Consider the following 15,161-nt stretch of genomic DNA (forward strand, 5'->3'; position numbering starts at 1 on the left):
CTCGCAGGTAGGGCCTTTCTGTATTTCGACACCGGACCACGGCCGGGAAGCCGTACGGCAATCTATCGCGTGAGATGTGGTACCACTCCTTCCCGTTGATTTAAACGTCTCGGACGGCTATACTATGTGTGAGCGAAGAATCTGGGCGCCGCAACCTGCGGATGCCCGACGAAGACGAACTTTTCGCCGTCGTGACCGAACACAACGGCGGAAATCACGTGCGTGTGCAGTGCGAAGACGGCGAGAACCGGATGGGCCGCATCCCCGGCCGCATGAAGTACCGGACCTGGATCAACGAGGGCGACGTCGTGCTCGTCGAGCCGTGGGACTGGCAGGACGAGAAGGCCAACATCGAGTGGCGCTACGACGAGCAGGACGCGGACCAGCTCCGCGAAGAAGGCCACATCAACTGAATCGCGGCTCCGAGTAGTTCTGCAGTCTTTTCCCGTATTTCGACGTCGTAGCGACGCTGCTGACTTACTCGTCGTCGGTTAGCGACACCGTGAGCACGGGCACGTCCGCGGAGGTCACGACCTCCCGGGAGACGCTGCCGAGCATCGAGTTCTCGAAGTCGCCGCGCCGCGTCCCCATCACGACGAGGTCGACGTCCGACTCGTCGGCGTAGTCGAGGATCTCCTCGCCGGGGTTGCCACGGCGCAGTTCCGTCTCGACGGTGACGCCCTCGGCCTCGAAGGTCTGTTTCGCGTCGCTGAGCGCGCCCCGACCCTCCGCGCGGAGCTGTTCGACGGCTTCGCTCTGCATCGCGTCGTCGAGCGTGAGGAACGCGCGGTCGTCGACCACGTAGAGCACGTGGACGGTCGCGTCGCGGCGCGCGGCGATGTCTGCGGCGTGCGCGAACACCTTCGGCGAGGCGTCGCCGCCGTCAGTCGGGACTAGAATCCGGTCGTACATGCTCGCCGGTAGCACCGACTGCGTAATAGGCGCCGGGATTTCGCTCGGGTGCACAGAACCGCGACGCCGTCGCTGTGTGTCGTAGTTCCGAAAGAAACGTTAGTGTCTGTGTCGCCGTGGGGCGACGGAAAGAGCCGAATTAGAGTCGGACGACGTTCGTCGCGCGCGGACCCTTCTCAGCCTCTTCGATGTCGAATTCGATCTCGGTGCCTTCGGTGAGGTCCTCGCCGCCGACGTCCTCCATGTGGAAGAAAACGTCCTCGTCCGCGTCCTCAGTCTCGATGAAACCGTAGCCGCCCGTGTCGTTGAAGAAGTCAACCGTACCGTTTGCCATTACAACCATACGAAGGCCGGGTACACGGTTAAGGGTTGGCATCCAGCCGTCGACGCGGCGGAGACCCGCGACACGCACGTCCGGGCTCGCGACAGTTCGAACGGCCAACTGATTTTTGGCAGCCTGGGTCGCACATCCGATAATGGCGACACACCACATTCCGAAGGGCGTGAGCCTCGACACGCTCCGGGAGATTATCGCCGGCTGGGACGCCGTCGGCGCGGCGGCCGAACCGAAGTACACCACGGCCGTGGAGGACGCCACGGGCATCAGCGACGCGGTCGGCCGACAGACGCGGTTCCTCGAAGACGTCGGCGTGCTCACCGAAGAGGGGCAGAAACACCGGCTGACGGACCGTGGGCAGGCGCTGGCGGGCGCGCTCGCGGTGGACGACGAGGAGCGCGCTAGCGGTCGCGCGCGCGAACTGCTGGCCGACTGGCCGGTCACGGAGGAACTCCGCGGGCTCGTTCGTGGGAACCCCAGTACGGAGGACGAACTCGTGCCGCTCGTGGCCGCCATCACGGGCCACGACCCCGAGGCGAGTCGCGTCCGGAGCGGCATCACCACCCTACTGGAACTGTACGACTGGGCGGGCCTGCTCGACCGCGACGAGGACGGGCAGTATCGCCTCCCCGAAGGAGAGCGTCTGCCGAGCGACGAAACAGCCGAAGCGGCGACCGGCGAACACGAGACCGAAGCCGGTGCGGCGGTCGGCCGCGTCGCCGCGGAGGCCGAGTCCGCCGCCGAGACCGCCGAGGACGTCGAGGAGACGGTCGAGACGACGGCCGAGCAGGCGGAGACGGCCAGAGACGCCGCAGAAACGGCCGCGGCGGAGGCCCACGAGGCGGCCAAGCGCGCGGAAGCGGCGAGTGAGTCCGTCGAAGGGGCCGCGGTCGCGGTCGAGGAGGCCGCTGCGGACGTCGAGACGGCCGCGGAGCAGGCACGCGAGCGCATCGAGTCGGTGGCCGAAACGGCGGCGGGCGTCGAGACGACCGTCGACGAAGCCGTCGAAGCTGTCGAGGAAGTCACCGAGACTGCCGAGGAAGTTTCTGAAACTGCCGGTGAAGCCACCGAAACCGCCGAAGCCGCGGCAGTAGAGTCTGCCGTCGAACCGGCTGCGGAGGCCGCCGCGGAAGCCGAAGAAACGGTCGAGTCCGCCGTCGAGCCAGTCGCAGAAGCGGCCGAAGCAGAGGGAGAAGCCGTCGAGTCGGCGGTAGAGCCGGTCGCCGAAGCAGCTGGCGAGGAGGCGACGGAAGTGGAGTCGGCTGTGGAACCAGTCGCAGAGGCAGCCGAAGCAGGAGCGGAAGCGGTTGAGTCCGGCGCGGAGCCGGTGAGCGAGGAACTCGAGTCCGCCGTCGAACCCGCGACCGAGGAAGTCGAAGCTGCGGAGTCGGCGGTCGAGGAGGTCGCCGAGGAGCCGGCGACGACACCCGAATCAGCCGTGGAGTCGGTGCAGGACGTCGCGCGCGAGGCGAGCCGCGGCATCAGCCCGGAAGCCGAAACTGAAGCCGGAGACGAGGGTGAAGCCGCGGAAGCCGCTGAAGTAGCAGAGGGAGCCGCCAGCACGTCTCTCCCGCCGGAAGTCGAGTTGGAGTTAGACGACGGGACGAACGTCCACATCGCGGTCGGGGACGACGACGGCATCCAGATTTCCGTCGACGGCGACGTCGACCTGGAGGATTTGAGCGTGGGCGGCGACCTCGATGTCGAGGAGGCCGCGGACGGCGGGTCCGACGACCTCCAGCCCGACGGCGGCGAGCCCGAGCCGGACGTCGACATCTCCGAGGAGGGCGAGACGGTGACCATCGAAATCGGTGCCGAACCCGGAATCACGATTTCGGTCGGCGGCGAGGAAGCCGGTGAAGCGGCCGAAGAAGCCACAGAAGAAGGTGAAGCGGCAGCCGAGGAAGGCGAGGAGGTAGCCGAAGAAGCCACGGAAGAAGCAGCAGAGGCCGCCGAAGCAGGCGAGGAAGAAGCGGAAGCGACGGAGGAGGCGGCCGAAGAGGAAGCGGCCGAAGCAGCCGAGGAAGTCGAAGAAGCGGGCGAGGCGGCTGCCGAGGAAGCCGAAGCGACCGCCGAGGAAGCGGAAGAGGCAGTCGAAGGCGAGGCCGAGGCGGTCGCCGAAGAGGGCGAAGGAGCCGCTGAAGAGGTGGAAGAAGCGGGCGAGGCGGCCGAAGAGGCGGCGGAGTCCGTGGAAGCGGCCGCGGAAATCGAGGGCGTAGACGTTCCCGAAGAGACTATCGAGGCGCTCGTGGATGCGGCGGACGTCTCAGACGTCGAGGCACTCGTCGACGAAATCGAAGCCGCTGCAACGGCGACGGCGGAAGAAAACGGCGAAGGCGGCGAGTCGGGTGACGGCGAGCACGCAGTCTCGCTGGAAGTGGACTTGGACGCCGACCCCGAGGACCTCGAAGTGCTCGTGGGGAGCATCCGGCGCGGGCTGACTGGCGAGAGCGCGGAGGACTAGAACAGGCGGTCGGTGGCGACCGCGGCCCCGTCGACGAGTGCTTCGAGCTTCTTCCACGCGATCTCGGGGTGGACCATCGCGAGGCCGGCCTGCGTGTCGAACCCGCAGTCGGGCGCGGCGACGATGCGCGTGGGGTCGCCGACGGCGTCCGCGACGCGCTCGATGCGGTCCGCGACGACGTCGGGGTGTTCGACGACGTTCGTCTTCACGTCGACGACGCCCGGAAGCAGGTCCCAGCCGTCGGGAAGCGGGTGTTCCGCGAAGACGCGGTACTCGTGTTCGTGGCGGGGGTTGGCTTCCTCGATGGAGAGCCCGCCGACGTCGAGTTCGTACAGTTCCGGGAGCACGTCCACGAGCGGCGTGTCGCGGTGGTGGGGGCCTTCGTAGCTCCCCCAGCAGGTGTGGACGCGAATCTGGTCGTCGGGGATGTTCCGGGTGGCTTCGTTGAGCGCTGCGACGTGCAGGCGGACGATGGGCTTGAGCTTCTCGACGGGCGGTCGCCGAAGCCGCGGTGCCCGGTCGTCAGCAGGTCCGGGGCGTCGAGGTGGAGGATTGCGCCGGTGTCGGCGATGGCTTCGTACTCCTCGCGGAGGGCGTCGCCGACGGCGTGGACGAACTCCTCGTGGGAGTCATAGTACTCGTTGACGAGCGTCGCGGCGGCGACGCCGGGGGAGGCCGCCGTCAGGAACGTTCCCTCGAAGTCGGCGTCGACGGCGTCGAGCGCGTCGGCGAACGTCTCGATTTCCTCGTCGACGGCTTCCGTGCCGTCGTACACGACCGGGCCGGTGACCGACGGCTGCTTCGTGAGGTCGATGGTCTCGGTGTCGAAGGCGTCGCTGGCGTACTCGGGGAAGTCCGCGAGGTCGTCCCACAGCGGCGCGTCGCGCTCGCCGCCGATGCCGGAGAGGCGGTTGGCGACGTACCAGTTGAAGGAGACGCGGGGCTGCTCGCCGTTGTTCACGACGTCGAGACCGACGTCGGCCTGCTTCCGGACGACGGACTCGGTGGCGTCCTGGACGGTCTGGTGCCACTGCTCGGGGTCGACGTCCTCGCCATCCTGGCGGCGCTGCAGGAGGTCGAGGAGTTCGGGGTCACGGGGGAGACTGCCGATGTGCGTCGTGGAGATGTGGTCGTCGCTCATTCGTTGTTCGTGCAGAAGCCGACGACGGTGATATGACTTGCGGTAGTATCTCAACTCAAAATATTCCTATAGGTTATCTAATTCCGGTGGGAAACGGCGACCCAGCACGAACGAGCAGTCACCGAACGGGCCAAACGCCCTTTCTCCCGGCCGCCTGAACGACCGGTACAGTGATTCCGCCGATGCTCCCGTTCGACTGCGGGCTGGCGGCACCGCCCGCGGTCTGCTCGCTGGCGCTGCTCTCGACGATACTCTGGGGGCTGACCCCGGTGGTCGTGAAGTACGCGCTCTCGCGGGGCGGCACACCGCTCCAGGCGCCGGTCGTCATCGTCTCCGTTGACGCCGCCGTGCTCTGGGTGGTGACCACGGTGCTCCACGGCCCCGCCGCCGTGTTGCAGTTCTCCGCGCGTGCCGTCGGGCTGTTCGCGCTCGCCGGCGCGATGGGGACAGCGGTGGGCCGCCTCGTGGTCTACAGCGGCATCGACCGCCTCGGTGCCTCCATCAACACCGCCGGCGTGAGCACGCGCCCGTTGTTCGCGGTGGTCATCGGCGCCGTCGTACTCGGCGAGCGCGTCGGCCACCTGACGCTCGTCGGCGCCGCCGTGTTGACCGTCGGTCTAGTCGTCCTCTCGCTGTCGAAGGGCGGCGACGTCAGGGGGTGGCAGCGGCGAGACCTATTGTTCCCGCTGTCCGCCGCCGCGCTGTACGCCGCCGCGAACGCGGTCCGCCGCACCGGCCTCGACGCCGCCGGCACGAGCGCGCTCCCCGCGGTGACCGTCAACGAAACTGCCGCCGTGCTCGTCATACTCGGATACGTGCTCGTCCGCGGCCGCACAGACGAACTGGCCGCGCCCCGAGAGACGTATGTCCTCTTCGCGCTCGTCGGCGTGCTCACCGCCACCGGGATGGTGTCGCTGTTCACCGCACTCGAACACCCCGCCGGCCGTCTCGTCGTCGTCGACCCGCTCGTCGCCGCCGCACCGCTGTTCACGACCGCGTTCGCGGCCGTCCTGCTCAGCGACGTCGAACGCGTCACGCGCGGCGTGGTCGCTGGTGCGTTCGTGGTCGTCGCTGGCGCGGCGTTCGTCACGCTCGGCTAGGTACTCGAAGTCGAAGAGTCGGCCTCGGCACTCATAGGGCTCGTCGTCCCGCGGGAGCCACCCCGGGTCGGCCCGGTGGCGTCGTCATCGGCCGCGTAGACGTACTGGAGCCACGGACAAGAGGATTCCGAGAGCGTTCACTCGCTGCGAGGCACGTCGAGGGGTCAGACGCCGTCCGGCATCGCGTGGTTCGCGTCGTCGGCGAGGTTCCGGAGGCGGTCGCTGCGCGCCGCGTCGAACTGGGACTGGCAGCGGGCGACCCACGACTCGGGCGTGTCGCCGTGCTGTCGGTCCGTGTCGTCCGAGGCGGGCGTGGGCTGGCTCGCCGTCCCGGGAGGTGTCTCGCTGGTGGTCGGGTTCGATTCGGTCGCGTGCTGTGGGTGTGTGCTCACGTCTGGAGTGTGGGAAAAGTCGGTCTGAAGACTGTACGGCCCGGAAGGAGTTACTCGCGTACAGGTACGACCGACATGGGTTGTCCACTACTGCGACGAGGAATATAATAAAAGTTCCTGTACTACACTGGCGGTCGACGAGAGCGATGCGAGCCAGCGGAGACGACCGGCTACCGAGTAACGAATCCGGCGGAAAAGCGCGAAACGAGGAAGGGGTCGAGCGGCCGGTCAGTCGTCGGCGGCGGCGCTCGCGGTGGCGTCGTCCTGCTCGGCGTCGGCTGCCTCTTCGTCGTCGATGCGCGGGAAGTTCCGGATGGTGGCGTCGCGGAACGCGTCCTCGTCGAATTCGTGGTCGTCGTCGAAGAACGCCATCAGCTGCTCGGTGTCCCGCATCGCGTTCTTCAGGCACGTCGACGCGCCCGGCGAGGGCGTGATGTTGAAGATGATGCCGTCGCCCGTAATCTTGGCCTCGCCCATGTCCAGGGACTTCTTCTCGGTGTCGACAATCTGGGGGCGGACGCCGCCGTAGCCCTTCGCGCGCTCGATGTCGTCGAGGGTCGCGCTCGGCACGACCTTCTGGACTTCCGGGAGGAACGTGCGCTTCCCGATTTCCGGGACGTCGTAGACGAGGTTGCGGACGACGTACGGGAAGAGGATGCGGTCGGCGAGGATGTTCCCGTAGCTCAGGAACGAGTCGACGTTCAGCCCGAACACGTCGAAGAAGTCGCCGATGGTGTCGAGTTCGCCGCGTTCGAGCGTCGGCACGAGCTTCGCGGTCGGCCCGAAGCGCGTGATGGAGGCGTCGTGGACGTCGGCGTCGCCGTGGACGGCGGCGAACGGGAGTTTCTTCATCTGGAGGGTGTACACCTTCCCGTTGAGGAAGTCCTCCGCGAGGAAGAAACTACCCGCGACCGGTAGCAGGCTCTTGTTCTCGCCGTAGCCCATCTCCTTGGCAATCTGGAGGCTGTGCGAGCCCGCGGCGACGACCGTGACGTCGCTCTCGAACCAGCCGGCGTCCGTCTCCACGAGGAACTCGTCGCCGGTGTCGTTGATTTCCTCGACTTCGGTGCCGGTGAAGACGTCGACGCCGTCGACTTTCTCGGCTTCGTCGACGAACGACTGGGCGGTCATCCCGTAGTCGACGACGTAGCCGTCGGGCGTCTGGAGCGCGAGCATCTCCTTGTCGGGGTCGCGGCCCTCGACGACCTTCGGTTCGAGTTCCGCGATTTCCTCGCGGCCGATGTCCCGGAGCTTCGGGTAGAGGTCGCCGAACCCTTCGTCGTGGTAGCGGGATTCGAGCTTCTCGACTTCTTCCTCGCCGACCGCCAGCACCATCTTCGAGCGCTTGCTGTGCATCTCGCGGTCGGGGTCCTCGTCTTCGAGGTAGCCCGCGAGCAGCTCCGCGCCTTCCTTGACCTCCTCGGCTTTCTCGAGCGTGTAATTCGTCTCGATGTCGCCGAAGTGCAGTGTCTGGGAGTTGTTCGTGCGGTGGGAGTTGACGCTCGCGATTTCGTCCTCTTTCTCCACCAGCGCGATGTTCTCGATGTCCGTGAACTTCGCGGCCGTGTACAGCAGCGAAGCTCCGCTGATACCCCCGCCGACGATGAGTAAGTCGTATTCGTCTCTCATGCTTGAGTGGCTCCCGCGCGGTAGTCCGTACAGTAACTTGGGTTGCGATTCGGCTACTTAACTCTCCCTTTCCCCGCACGAGAGTAAGTATTGCGCCACTCCCGAGAACACCACACAGAAGGCGCCTAAAGGTATTTTTCGAAGTAAAGACGCCACGTGACGAAGGGTGGTTTCGTCAGTCGTCGTCTACCGCGAGGGAGTCGGTCGCGCCCCGCTCGGTCGTGCCGACGACGCGGTCGATCGCGTCCGCGCCCAGCACCGCGAACGCGACGAACCCGACCTTGCTGATGAAGTCGAGGTAGACTACGACGATGGCCTCCATCTCGGGCCGGAGGACGCCGAGGCCGGTCGGGGCGAGCAGCCACACGACCGGGTACAGCGTCCAGAGGACGACCGTGAGATTCCGGAGCGTCGTGAACGTCGCGTCCACGCGCGGGTCGGCGTCCTCGCCCAGCGCCGCGGGCAGCGTGCGCAGGAGGCCGTACAGGAGCGCGACGTACGCGAGACAGCCGACTGCGTAGAACGCCCACTTCTCCGGCGCGGGCGTGAGGGCAGCGCCGACGCCGGCCGTGATGACGACGACGTCGGCGACGACCAGCCCGACGTACGTCCGCCGGCCTGGGCGCGAGAGCATCGCGAGGTAGAGCACGAGCAGCGGCGTCGTCACCAGCCAGTCGGCGTACCGCGCGAGCTGGACGGTGAAGCCGTCCATCGGGAGCGCGCCGACGCCCAGCGCCATGAGTGCGTACGCGACCGCGGCGACGCCGGTGACGCCGACGAGCACGGCGTCGAAGCGGCGACGCGCGGGGTTCCGAACGGCGTCCCGCACGGGCAACATCGTGCCCAGCGTCATGCCGACGGCGCCGATCCAGAACCACGTTTCGGGCGTCATCTCAATTCACCTCCTCCTCGCCGCGGGCGTCGAAGTCCGCGAGCAGGTCTTCCAAGGTTACGGCGCGCTCCGCGAGGTCGGCGGCGGCGTCCCCGACCTCCGAGAGCGTCTCGGTCTGTTCGTCCGCCGCGTCCGCGACGTCCGTCGACTGTGCGGCGGTCTCCTCGCTGATGCTGGCGACTTCGTCGACCGCCGACGCGACCCGCGAGGCGGCTTCGGCCTGCCGGTCGGTGGCGTCCCGAATCTCGCCGGCCGCCGAGTCCGTCTGCGCGACGAACTCCACGACGTCGTCGAGGGCGTCCGCGGTCTCGTCGACCGTGGCGCGTCCGTCCGCGACGTGCTGGCTGGTCTCGCGCATCTCGTCGGCCACGTCGCTCACCTGCTCCTGCAGGTCGAGTAGTCGGTCCTCGACGTCCTGGGCGGCGGCGTGGGACTCCTCGGCGAGGCTCTTGACCTCGTCGGCGACCACCGCGAACCCGTCGCCCTCCGCGCCGGTGCGCGCGGCCTCGATGGACGCGTTCAGCGCCAGCAGGTTCGTCTGCTCGGCGATGTCCGCGATGACGTCGACGACCTCCCCGAGGTCGTCCATCTCGCCGTCGAGGGCGTCCATCGCGTCGGCCGCGGCTTCGGCCTCCTCGGCGACCTCGTCCATCGTCGCGACCGCGTCGTCCGCGGCGTCCTGCCCGTCCTCGACCGCGTCCGCGGCCTGGCCAGCGGTGTCCGCCAGCGACGCGACGGTCTCGGCGACCTCCTCGGCGCTCGCGGAGAGGTCGTCGACTTCCCCCGCGACCTCGTGGAGGCGCTCGGTCTGCTCGGTCGCGCCGTCCGAAATCTCGTCCACCGCGCCGGAGACGTCGGTGCTGGCGTCCATCGCGGCGGTCGCGCCGTCGTCGACGCTCGCGGCCGCCGTGGAGACGTGGTCGGCGAACGACGACGCGGCGGCGACGCCGTCCTCGATGTCGTCGAGCATCGCGTTCAGCGACCGGCCGACCCGCGCCATCGCGTCGTGGCTGCGGTCGGCGTCGACGCGCCGCGTCAGGTCGCCGGCCGCGACCGCGGTCATCGCGTCGTCGTAGTCCGCGGCTGCGGCCTCCAGTTCGCGCGCGGTCTCCTGCGCGGCTTGCCGGGCTCGCTCGGCTTCCTCTCGCTGGGCTTCGGCGTCCTCGCGGGCGGCCTCGGCGTCGGCCTTCGCGGCCTCCGCCTCCGAGAGCGACTCCGACAGCGAGTCCCGCATCCGCCGGAAAGACGCCGCGAGCGTCCCGAACTCGTCGTTCCGGTTGGTCTCTATCGTGGTGTCGAGGTCGCCGTCGGCCATCTCGTCGGCCCGCGCGGATAGCTGGCGCAGCGAGACAACGGTCGTCGACCCGAGGGTCACGCCGACGAGCGCGAGGCTCACCACGGTCAGGAGGATGAGCCCGACGACGCTGGACGCGACGTAGTCGCCGAGCGCGAACGCCTGACTCGCGGGCGCGTGCACCATCACGGTCCAGTCCGCGCCGGCGACGGGCGCGGCCGCCATCACGGTCCCCCCGTGGTTCGTGAACGTCGACTCGGTCAGCGAGCGTTCGAGCATCGACGCGCTCCCCTCGTGGCTCGCCAACACCTGCGAGGCGTCGGTGTGCGCGACGTTCGTCCCCTCGCTGTTCACGACCACGGTGTCGCTGCCCTCGACGACCTCGCTGAAGCCGCTGGTGAGTTCGTTCACGTTCACCAGATAGACGAGGCGCTTCCCGGCGGTCCCGTCGACCGGCGACAGCACGGCGACGACCGGGACGTCGACGGCGTCGACCTCGAACGGCGCGGTCACGGCGACGTCGTCGGCGCTCTCGAACGCGGGCGGGTTCGTGGCGAACGCCGCGCCCTGTTCGCCGGCGTCCACGCCGGTCAACTGGTCGCTGGAACTCTCGATAATGCGCTGGCTGTCGGCGTCGTAGTAGCTGACCGCGACGACGCCGTCGGGTAGCGAGTCGCTGGCCGCGAGCGCGTCGAGGAACGACGAAATCTGCTCGCGGTCGCCGGACTGGAGTTCCGAACGCGAGGACGCCAGCCGCGTTTGGCCGCGCACGTTGTCGAGGAACGCGTCGAGCTGCGCGGCGCGGGCGTCTGCCGTCGCGGACAGCTCCGTCCGGACGTCCTCCTGTAGCTGGTCGTTGGTCTGCTGGTACACCATCGCGCCGACGCCGACGGCAATCGCGACGACGACGAGCAGGGCGACGGCGAGTTTCGCGCCGTAGCTCCCCCGGACTCGTTCGAACTGGCGGGCAATCCCCATCTTCCTGCGTGGCGTCTTGGGGATACGACAAAAGGGTTCGCCCCCGATTTTCGCTCGTGATACTGTCTCTCGGCGAGTCTCGCCGGATGCCGGCGAGTGGTGTCACCTCGACTGGCCCAGTCAGAGGCCGGTCGGGTGGTCGACGAACGTCGTCTCCACGCCCCAGTCCTCGGCGACCGACTGGAGCGCGCGTACGCCCAGCGTCTCCGTGGCGTAGTGACCCGCCAGGAACACCGAGATGCCGGCTTCCCGGGCCTCGTGGTAGAGCTTCTGCTTGCCCTCGCCGGTGATGAACGCGTCCACCCCGTCGGCCTCGGCCTCCCGAATCCAGTCCGCGCCGCTGCCGGTCACCACCGCGACTTCCTCGAGCGTGTCCGGCCCGAAGCCGAGCACCTGTACGCCGCTCTCGGGGTCGAGTTCGTCGTCGAGCGTCGCCGCGAGTTCGTCCGCCGTGAAGCCCGTCGGCGCGGTGCCGCGCGACCCGAGGTGTTCGCCGGCGTGCGCCCCGAACGGCGCGCGGTTCTCCAGCCCGAGCAGGTCGGCGAGCTGCGCGGCGTTCCCGAGTTCCGGGTGGCCGTCCAGCGGGAGGTGGGCGGCGTACAGCGCGCAGTCACCGTCCAGCAGCGCTTGCACGCGGTCGTACTCGCGGCCCGTCACCGCGTCGATGCCGCCCCAGACGATGCCGTGGTGGACGACGAGCAGGTCCGCGCCCCACTCGACGGCCTCCTCGATGGTCGCGGTCGCGGCGTCCACCGCGAACGCTACCTGCTCGATTTCGGCGTCGTCCGGGCCGACCTGGAGGCCGTTCGTGGCGGCGTCCTCGTAGTCGTCGACGCGCAGTCGCTGGTCGTACTTCGCGACGATGTCCGAGAGGTCCATGTGCGAGTGCGGGGGCTCCGGGGACTTCTAGGCGTCGGCAGCGAGACCGACCGAAGGGAGGTCTCGAGTTGCGAGCGGTGAGCGGAGCGAACCGCGAGCGCCCGGCTACCACTGAACCCCCTGTAACCGTTTAACCCGGCGGGGCGCGTAGTGCCACCGTGACACGAGACGACTACGAATCCGAAGTGACTGCGAGCCCCGAGGACGCCGCGGCCGTACTGAGCGACGTCGCGGACGGCCTGCTCGCGGGGTCGATTCGACTCGGCGAGGGCGACGACGCCGTCGCCGTCGATGTCCCCGCGGAACTCTCGCTGGAAGTGGAGTTCGAGCGCGAGGACGACGAACTGAGCCTCGAATTGGAGTTGGAGTGGGACGACGAGGCGAGCGACGCTGTCTCTGCAGTCGAAACCAGCGACGAGGAAAGCGAAACGGCTGACGAAGAGAGCGACGCCGACGTATCGGCCGAAGCCCCCGACGTGGCCGACCGCGCGGTTCCCGTCGGGGCGGCCGACGGCTCGCAGTCGCTGGCCCGCTTCGAGGTGTTCGAGGACAAGGCCGGGGAGTTCCGCTGGCGGCTCCGCCACCGCAACGGCAACGTCATCGCGAGCAGCGGAGAAGGCTACACGGCCAAGCACAACGCGTGGAAGGGGCTGCGCAGCGTGATGCAGAACGCGCCCGAGGCGGACGTCGTCGAGGAGTAGCGGACTACGCGTCGGCGTGCGTGTGGACGAACTCACGGACGAGTTTCGCGGCGAGCGTGGCGGCCTGCCCGTCGTCGCGGTCGTTGACCTCCACGACGTCGAAAGCCACCGACTGCGGCGCGAGCGCGCGGACGAAGTCCCGCATCGTCGCGGAGTCGAGGCCGAACGGCTCCGGCGTGCCCGTTCCAGGGGCGTACGCAGGGTCGGCGGCGTCGATGTCAACCGAGAGATAGACCGAGCCGTCCACGTCGGGCGTCCAGTCGGCCGCTTCTTCCGGCGTGACGACGGTGACGTCGCTCTCGGTGGCGCGCTCGTACTCGACCTCGTTGCCCGAGCGCGCGCCCACGACGATTGCTTCGTCGGCGACGTCGAGCGCGTGGCGGGTGACCGTCGAGTGACTGAGCGGGTCGCCGCCGAGTTCCTCGCGGAGGTCGAGGTGGGCGTCCAGCGCGACGAACACGTCGGGGTCTGCAGCGCGCACGCCCGCCACCGAGACGGTGTGTTCGCCGCCGAGCAGCACGGGGACGGCGTCCGCCCAGTAGACGTCCGTCAGGACACCTTCGAGGTAGTCGAGGTACTCCGCGGTGTCGTGCCACGCGTGGACATCGCCGTGGTCGGCGACGTGTAGTTCGGAGAAGTGTGTCCCCGTCGTGGGGTGGAAGTCCTCGAACGTGCGAGCGAACTTCCTGATTCGGTCCGGGCCGAACCGCGCGCCCGGACGGAACGACGTAGAGGTGTCCAGCGGCGCGCCCACGGCGACGTAGTCCGCGTCGGCGAACGGCGCGTCCGCGGACTCGTCGACGGGGCTGGCGCCGGGGAACATCCGTTACTGGAGGATTTTCCGCTTGTCCTCGAATTCGAGGAACTCGATGTTGTCGTCCGCGGAGAGGTCCAGGTCCGCAGGAATCTGCATCGTCACGGTCTCGTAGGTGTCGAGGTCCATGACCTGCGCGACCGTCTCGGATTCGATGGAGACGACCTGACCCTGCTTTCGCTCGATGATCGGAATCCAGACCTTCGCGTCGACGGGCTGGCTGAAGCTGCGCTTCTTCCCGTCGAAGACGCCCTCGGCCTCGACGCGGGCCTTCGCGCTCCCGTGCTTCCCGGGCTTGGCGGTACTGTAGGCGTTGATCTGACACGGCGTGTCCTCGATCATCACGTAGTTACCTTCCTGCAGTTCCCGGACTTCTGTCTGCTCTTTCGCCATACGCCCGGATTCACGCCTGCCGTGTATAAACGGTTTGGAACGCGTTCCGGCCGGGAGAGGCCCCCACACTCGCGGAGACGGCCACGTGAGAGTGGACCGAACCCGCGCACTTCAGAGCACGTCGTCCACGCGCGCCAGCCCCTCGCGGAGTTCGTCCGTCGACAGCCCGAAGCCGAGCCGGAAGTAGTCGTCGTAGGACACCCCGCCCGTCGAGAAGCAGTCCCCGGGCGCGAGCACGACCCCAGCGTCCTCGACGACCGTCCGGCAGAACGCCCGCGAATCCACGAAGCCGTCGGGAACGCGCAGGAAGACGTTACAGCCGACGGGGTCGGGCCAGTCGAGGCCGTGGCCGCGCGCCCACTCTGCGGTAATCTCGTGGTTCCGCCGGACGTGCGCTAGCGCCTCCGAGCGCAAGTCCTCTTCCTCGCCGTCGAGCACCTGCCGCGCGACGTGCTGGCCGAACTTCGACGGGGAAATCGTCGTGTAGTCCTTCCAGCGCTCCGCGGCCTCGACCACTTCCTCGGACCCGGCGAGCCAGCCGAACCGGAGGCCCGCGAGCCCGTACGCCTTCGAGAGACTCGCGGTGCTGATGCCGTACTCGCCCATGCTCGCGACCGACGAGACTGGGTCCTCGGCGAGCAGCCGGTACACCTCGTCGCCGAGCAGGTAGGCGTCGTTGTCGGCGGCGACGTCGTAGAGCGCGCGCATCGCGTCCTCGGGATGCTTGCGGCCGGTCGGGTTGTTCGGGTTGTTCACGACCACCAACTCGGTCTCGGGCCGCATCGCGTCCGCGACCGCATCTACGTCCAGCGTCCAGCCGGGCTCGTTCAGCGGCACTCGCGTCACGTCGCAGATGGAGTCTGGAACGGCGTGGAGACTCTGGTAGGTCGGCGTGACGACGACCACGTGGTCGCCGGGCGAGAGCAACGACTGGAACGCGAGGAAGTTCGCCTCTTGCGTACCCACAGTACAGAGCACTTCGTCGGCGCTCCGGCCGTAGTCCGCGGCAATCGTCTCGCGGACGTCGGGCGCGCCCGCCGTCGGGATGACGTAGCCGAGGTCGCCGGGGTCGGTGTCGAAGCGGTCCGCCGGGAGGCTGCGGACGCCGCTCTCCGCGAGCATCACGTCCGCCTCGTGCTCGTACGCCGCGAACCACCGCTCCAACTCGAAGGGGTCGACGTCCATAGCCGGCGTTCGCGCGGCAGCGTGAAAACAGGGACGGCGTCGGCAGCCCG

At 68.4% G+C, this 15,161-nt stretch carries 14 protein-coding genes and 1 pseudogene; 4 read left to right on the forward strand and 11 right to left on the reverse strand.

Translation table 11 applies throughout. From position 1 onward, the window contains the following. Nucleotides 1–128 precede the first annotated feature (128 nt). Nucleotides 129–413, forward strand: coding sequence for a translation initiation factor eIF-1A (locus LPA46_RS15725; protein ID WP_330166349.1), 285 nt, complete (start codon nucleotides 129–131; stop codon nucleotides 411–413). 64 nt (nucleotides 414–477) lie between these two features. Here the strand turns inward: LPA46_RS15725 and LPA46_RS15730 are convergent, their stop codons facing one another. Next, the gene (locus tag LPA46_RS15730; RefSeq protein WP_230893307.1) at nucleotides 478–912 is read right to left on the reverse strand and encodes a universal stress protein; all 435 of its coding nucleotides are present in this window, start codon (nucleotides 910–912) and stop codon (nucleotides 478–480) included. Between the two features lie 139 nt (nucleotides 913–1,051). Next, complete coding sequence (locus LPA46_RS15735; protein ID WP_059057480.1) at nucleotides 1,052–1,246, reverse strand: cold-shock protein; 195 nt, start codon at nucleotides 1,244–1,246, stop codon at nucleotides 1,052–1,054. A 142-nt stretch (nucleotides 1,247–1,388) separates the two neighbouring features. On the opposite strand from LPA46_RS15735, the gene LPA46_RS15740 reads away from it, so the two are divergent. Continuing rightward, the gene (locus tag LPA46_RS15740; protein ID WP_230893308.1) at nucleotides 1,389–3,713 is read left to right on the forward strand and encodes a hypothetical protein; all 2,325 of its coding nucleotides are present in this window, start codon (nucleotides 1,389–1,391) and stop codon (nucleotides 3,711–3,713) included. On the opposite strand, the pseudogene LPA46_RS19035 reads toward LPA46_RS15740, so the two are convergent. After that, nucleotides 3,710–4,854 (reverse strand): annotated as a pseudogene (locus LPA46_RS19035) (methionine synthase). The gene LPA46_RS15740 and the pseudogene LPA46_RS19035 overlap by 4 nt on opposite strands. 170 nt (nucleotides 4,855–5,024) lie before the next feature. Here LPA46_RS19035 and LPA46_RS15755 point away from each other — a divergent pair. Continuing rightward, a complete protein-coding gene (locus LPA46_RS15755) occupies nucleotides 5,025–5,954 on the forward strand; it encodes an EamA family transporter (protein WP_230893310.1) in 930 nt (309 codons plus the stop codon). Between the two features lie 164 nt (nucleotides 5,955–6,118). Here LPA46_RS15755 and LPA46_RS15760 read toward each other — a convergent pair whose 3' ends face one another. The 5 genes from LPA46_RS15760 to LPA46_RS15780 all read right to left on the reverse strand — a co-directional run bounded on the left by LPA46_RS15760 (nucleotide 6,119) and on the right by LPA46_RS15780 (nucleotide 12,018). Continuing rightward, entirely contained in the window at nucleotides 6,119–6,346 is a 228-nt protein-coding gene (locus LPA46_RS15760; protein ID WP_230893311.1) for a hypothetical protein, read from the reverse strand. A gap of 228 nt (nucleotides 6,347–6,574) precedes the next feature. Continuing rightward, nucleotides 6,575–7,975 carry an FAD-dependent oxidoreductase gene (locus LPA46_RS15765; protein WP_230893312.1) on the reverse strand — a complete coding sequence of 467 codons (1,401 nt, stop codon included), beginning with the start codon at nucleotides 7,973–7,975 and terminating at the stop codon, nucleotides 6,575–6,577. A gap of 175 nt (nucleotides 7,976–8,150) precedes the next feature. Continuing rightward, nucleotides 8,151–8,867 (reverse strand): bacteriorhodopsin, encoded by a 717-nt coding sequence (locus LPA46_RS15770; RefSeq protein ID WP_230893313.1) that lies wholly within the window; start codon nucleotides 8,865–8,867, stop codon nucleotides 8,151–8,153. 1 nt (nucleotide 8,868) lies between these two features. After that, on the reverse strand, nucleotides 8,869–11,139 hold the full coding sequence (locus LPA46_RS15775) for a methyl-accepting chemotaxis protein (RefSeq protein ID WP_230893314.1): 2,271 nt from the start codon (nucleotides 11,137–11,139) through the stop codon (nucleotides 8,869–8,871). Nucleotides 11,140–11,259: 120 nt separating this feature from the next. Next, nucleotides 11,260–12,018, reverse strand: a complete 759-nt coding sequence (locus LPA46_RS15780) for a Nif3-like dinuclear metal center hexameric protein (RefSeq protein ID WP_230893315.1) — start codon at nucleotides 12,016–12,018, stop codon at nucleotides 11,260–11,262. A gap of 158 nt (nucleotides 12,019–12,176) precedes the next feature. Here LPA46_RS15780 and LPA46_RS19040 point away from each other — a divergent pair, with 158 nt between their 5' ends. After that, nucleotides 12,177–12,719 carry an HVO_2922 family protein gene (locus LPA46_RS19040; protein ID WP_230893316.1) on the forward strand — a complete coding sequence of 181 codons (543 nt, stop codon included), beginning with the start codon at nucleotides 12,177–12,179 and terminating at the stop codon, nucleotides 12,717–12,719. 4 nt (nucleotides 12,720–12,723) lie between these two features. On the opposite strand, the gene speB is transcribed toward LPA46_RS19040, so the two are convergent. The 3 genes from speB to LPA46_RS15800 all read right to left on the reverse strand — a co-directional run bounded on the left by speB (nucleotide 12,724) and on the right by LPA46_RS15800 (nucleotide 15,111). Next, complete coding sequence (gene speB / locus LPA46_RS15790; RefSeq protein ID WP_230893317.1) at nucleotides 12,724–13,542, reverse strand: agmatinase; 819 nt, start codon at nucleotides 13,540–13,542, stop codon at nucleotides 12,724–12,726. A gap of 3 nt (nucleotides 13,543–13,545) precedes the next feature. Continuing rightward, nucleotides 13,546–13,926 (reverse strand): translation initiation factor IF-5A, encoded by a 381-nt coding sequence (locus LPA46_RS15795; RefSeq protein ID WP_230889205.1) that lies wholly within the window; start codon nucleotides 13,924–13,926, stop codon nucleotides 13,546–13,548. 111 nt (nucleotides 13,927–14,037) lie between these two features. Next, nucleotides 14,038–15,111, reverse strand: a complete 1,074-nt coding sequence (locus LPA46_RS15800) for an aminotransferase class I/II-fold pyridoxal phosphate-dependent enzyme (protein WP_230893318.1) — start codon at nucleotides 15,109–15,111, stop codon at nucleotides 14,038–14,040. Between the last annotated feature and the right edge of the window lie 50 nt (nucleotides 15,112–15,161).

Source organism: Halobacterium sp. KA-6, from assembly GCF_021029015.1.
Taxonomy (GTDB): Archaea; Halobacteriota; Halobacteria; order Halobacteriales; family Halobacteriaceae; genus Halobacterium.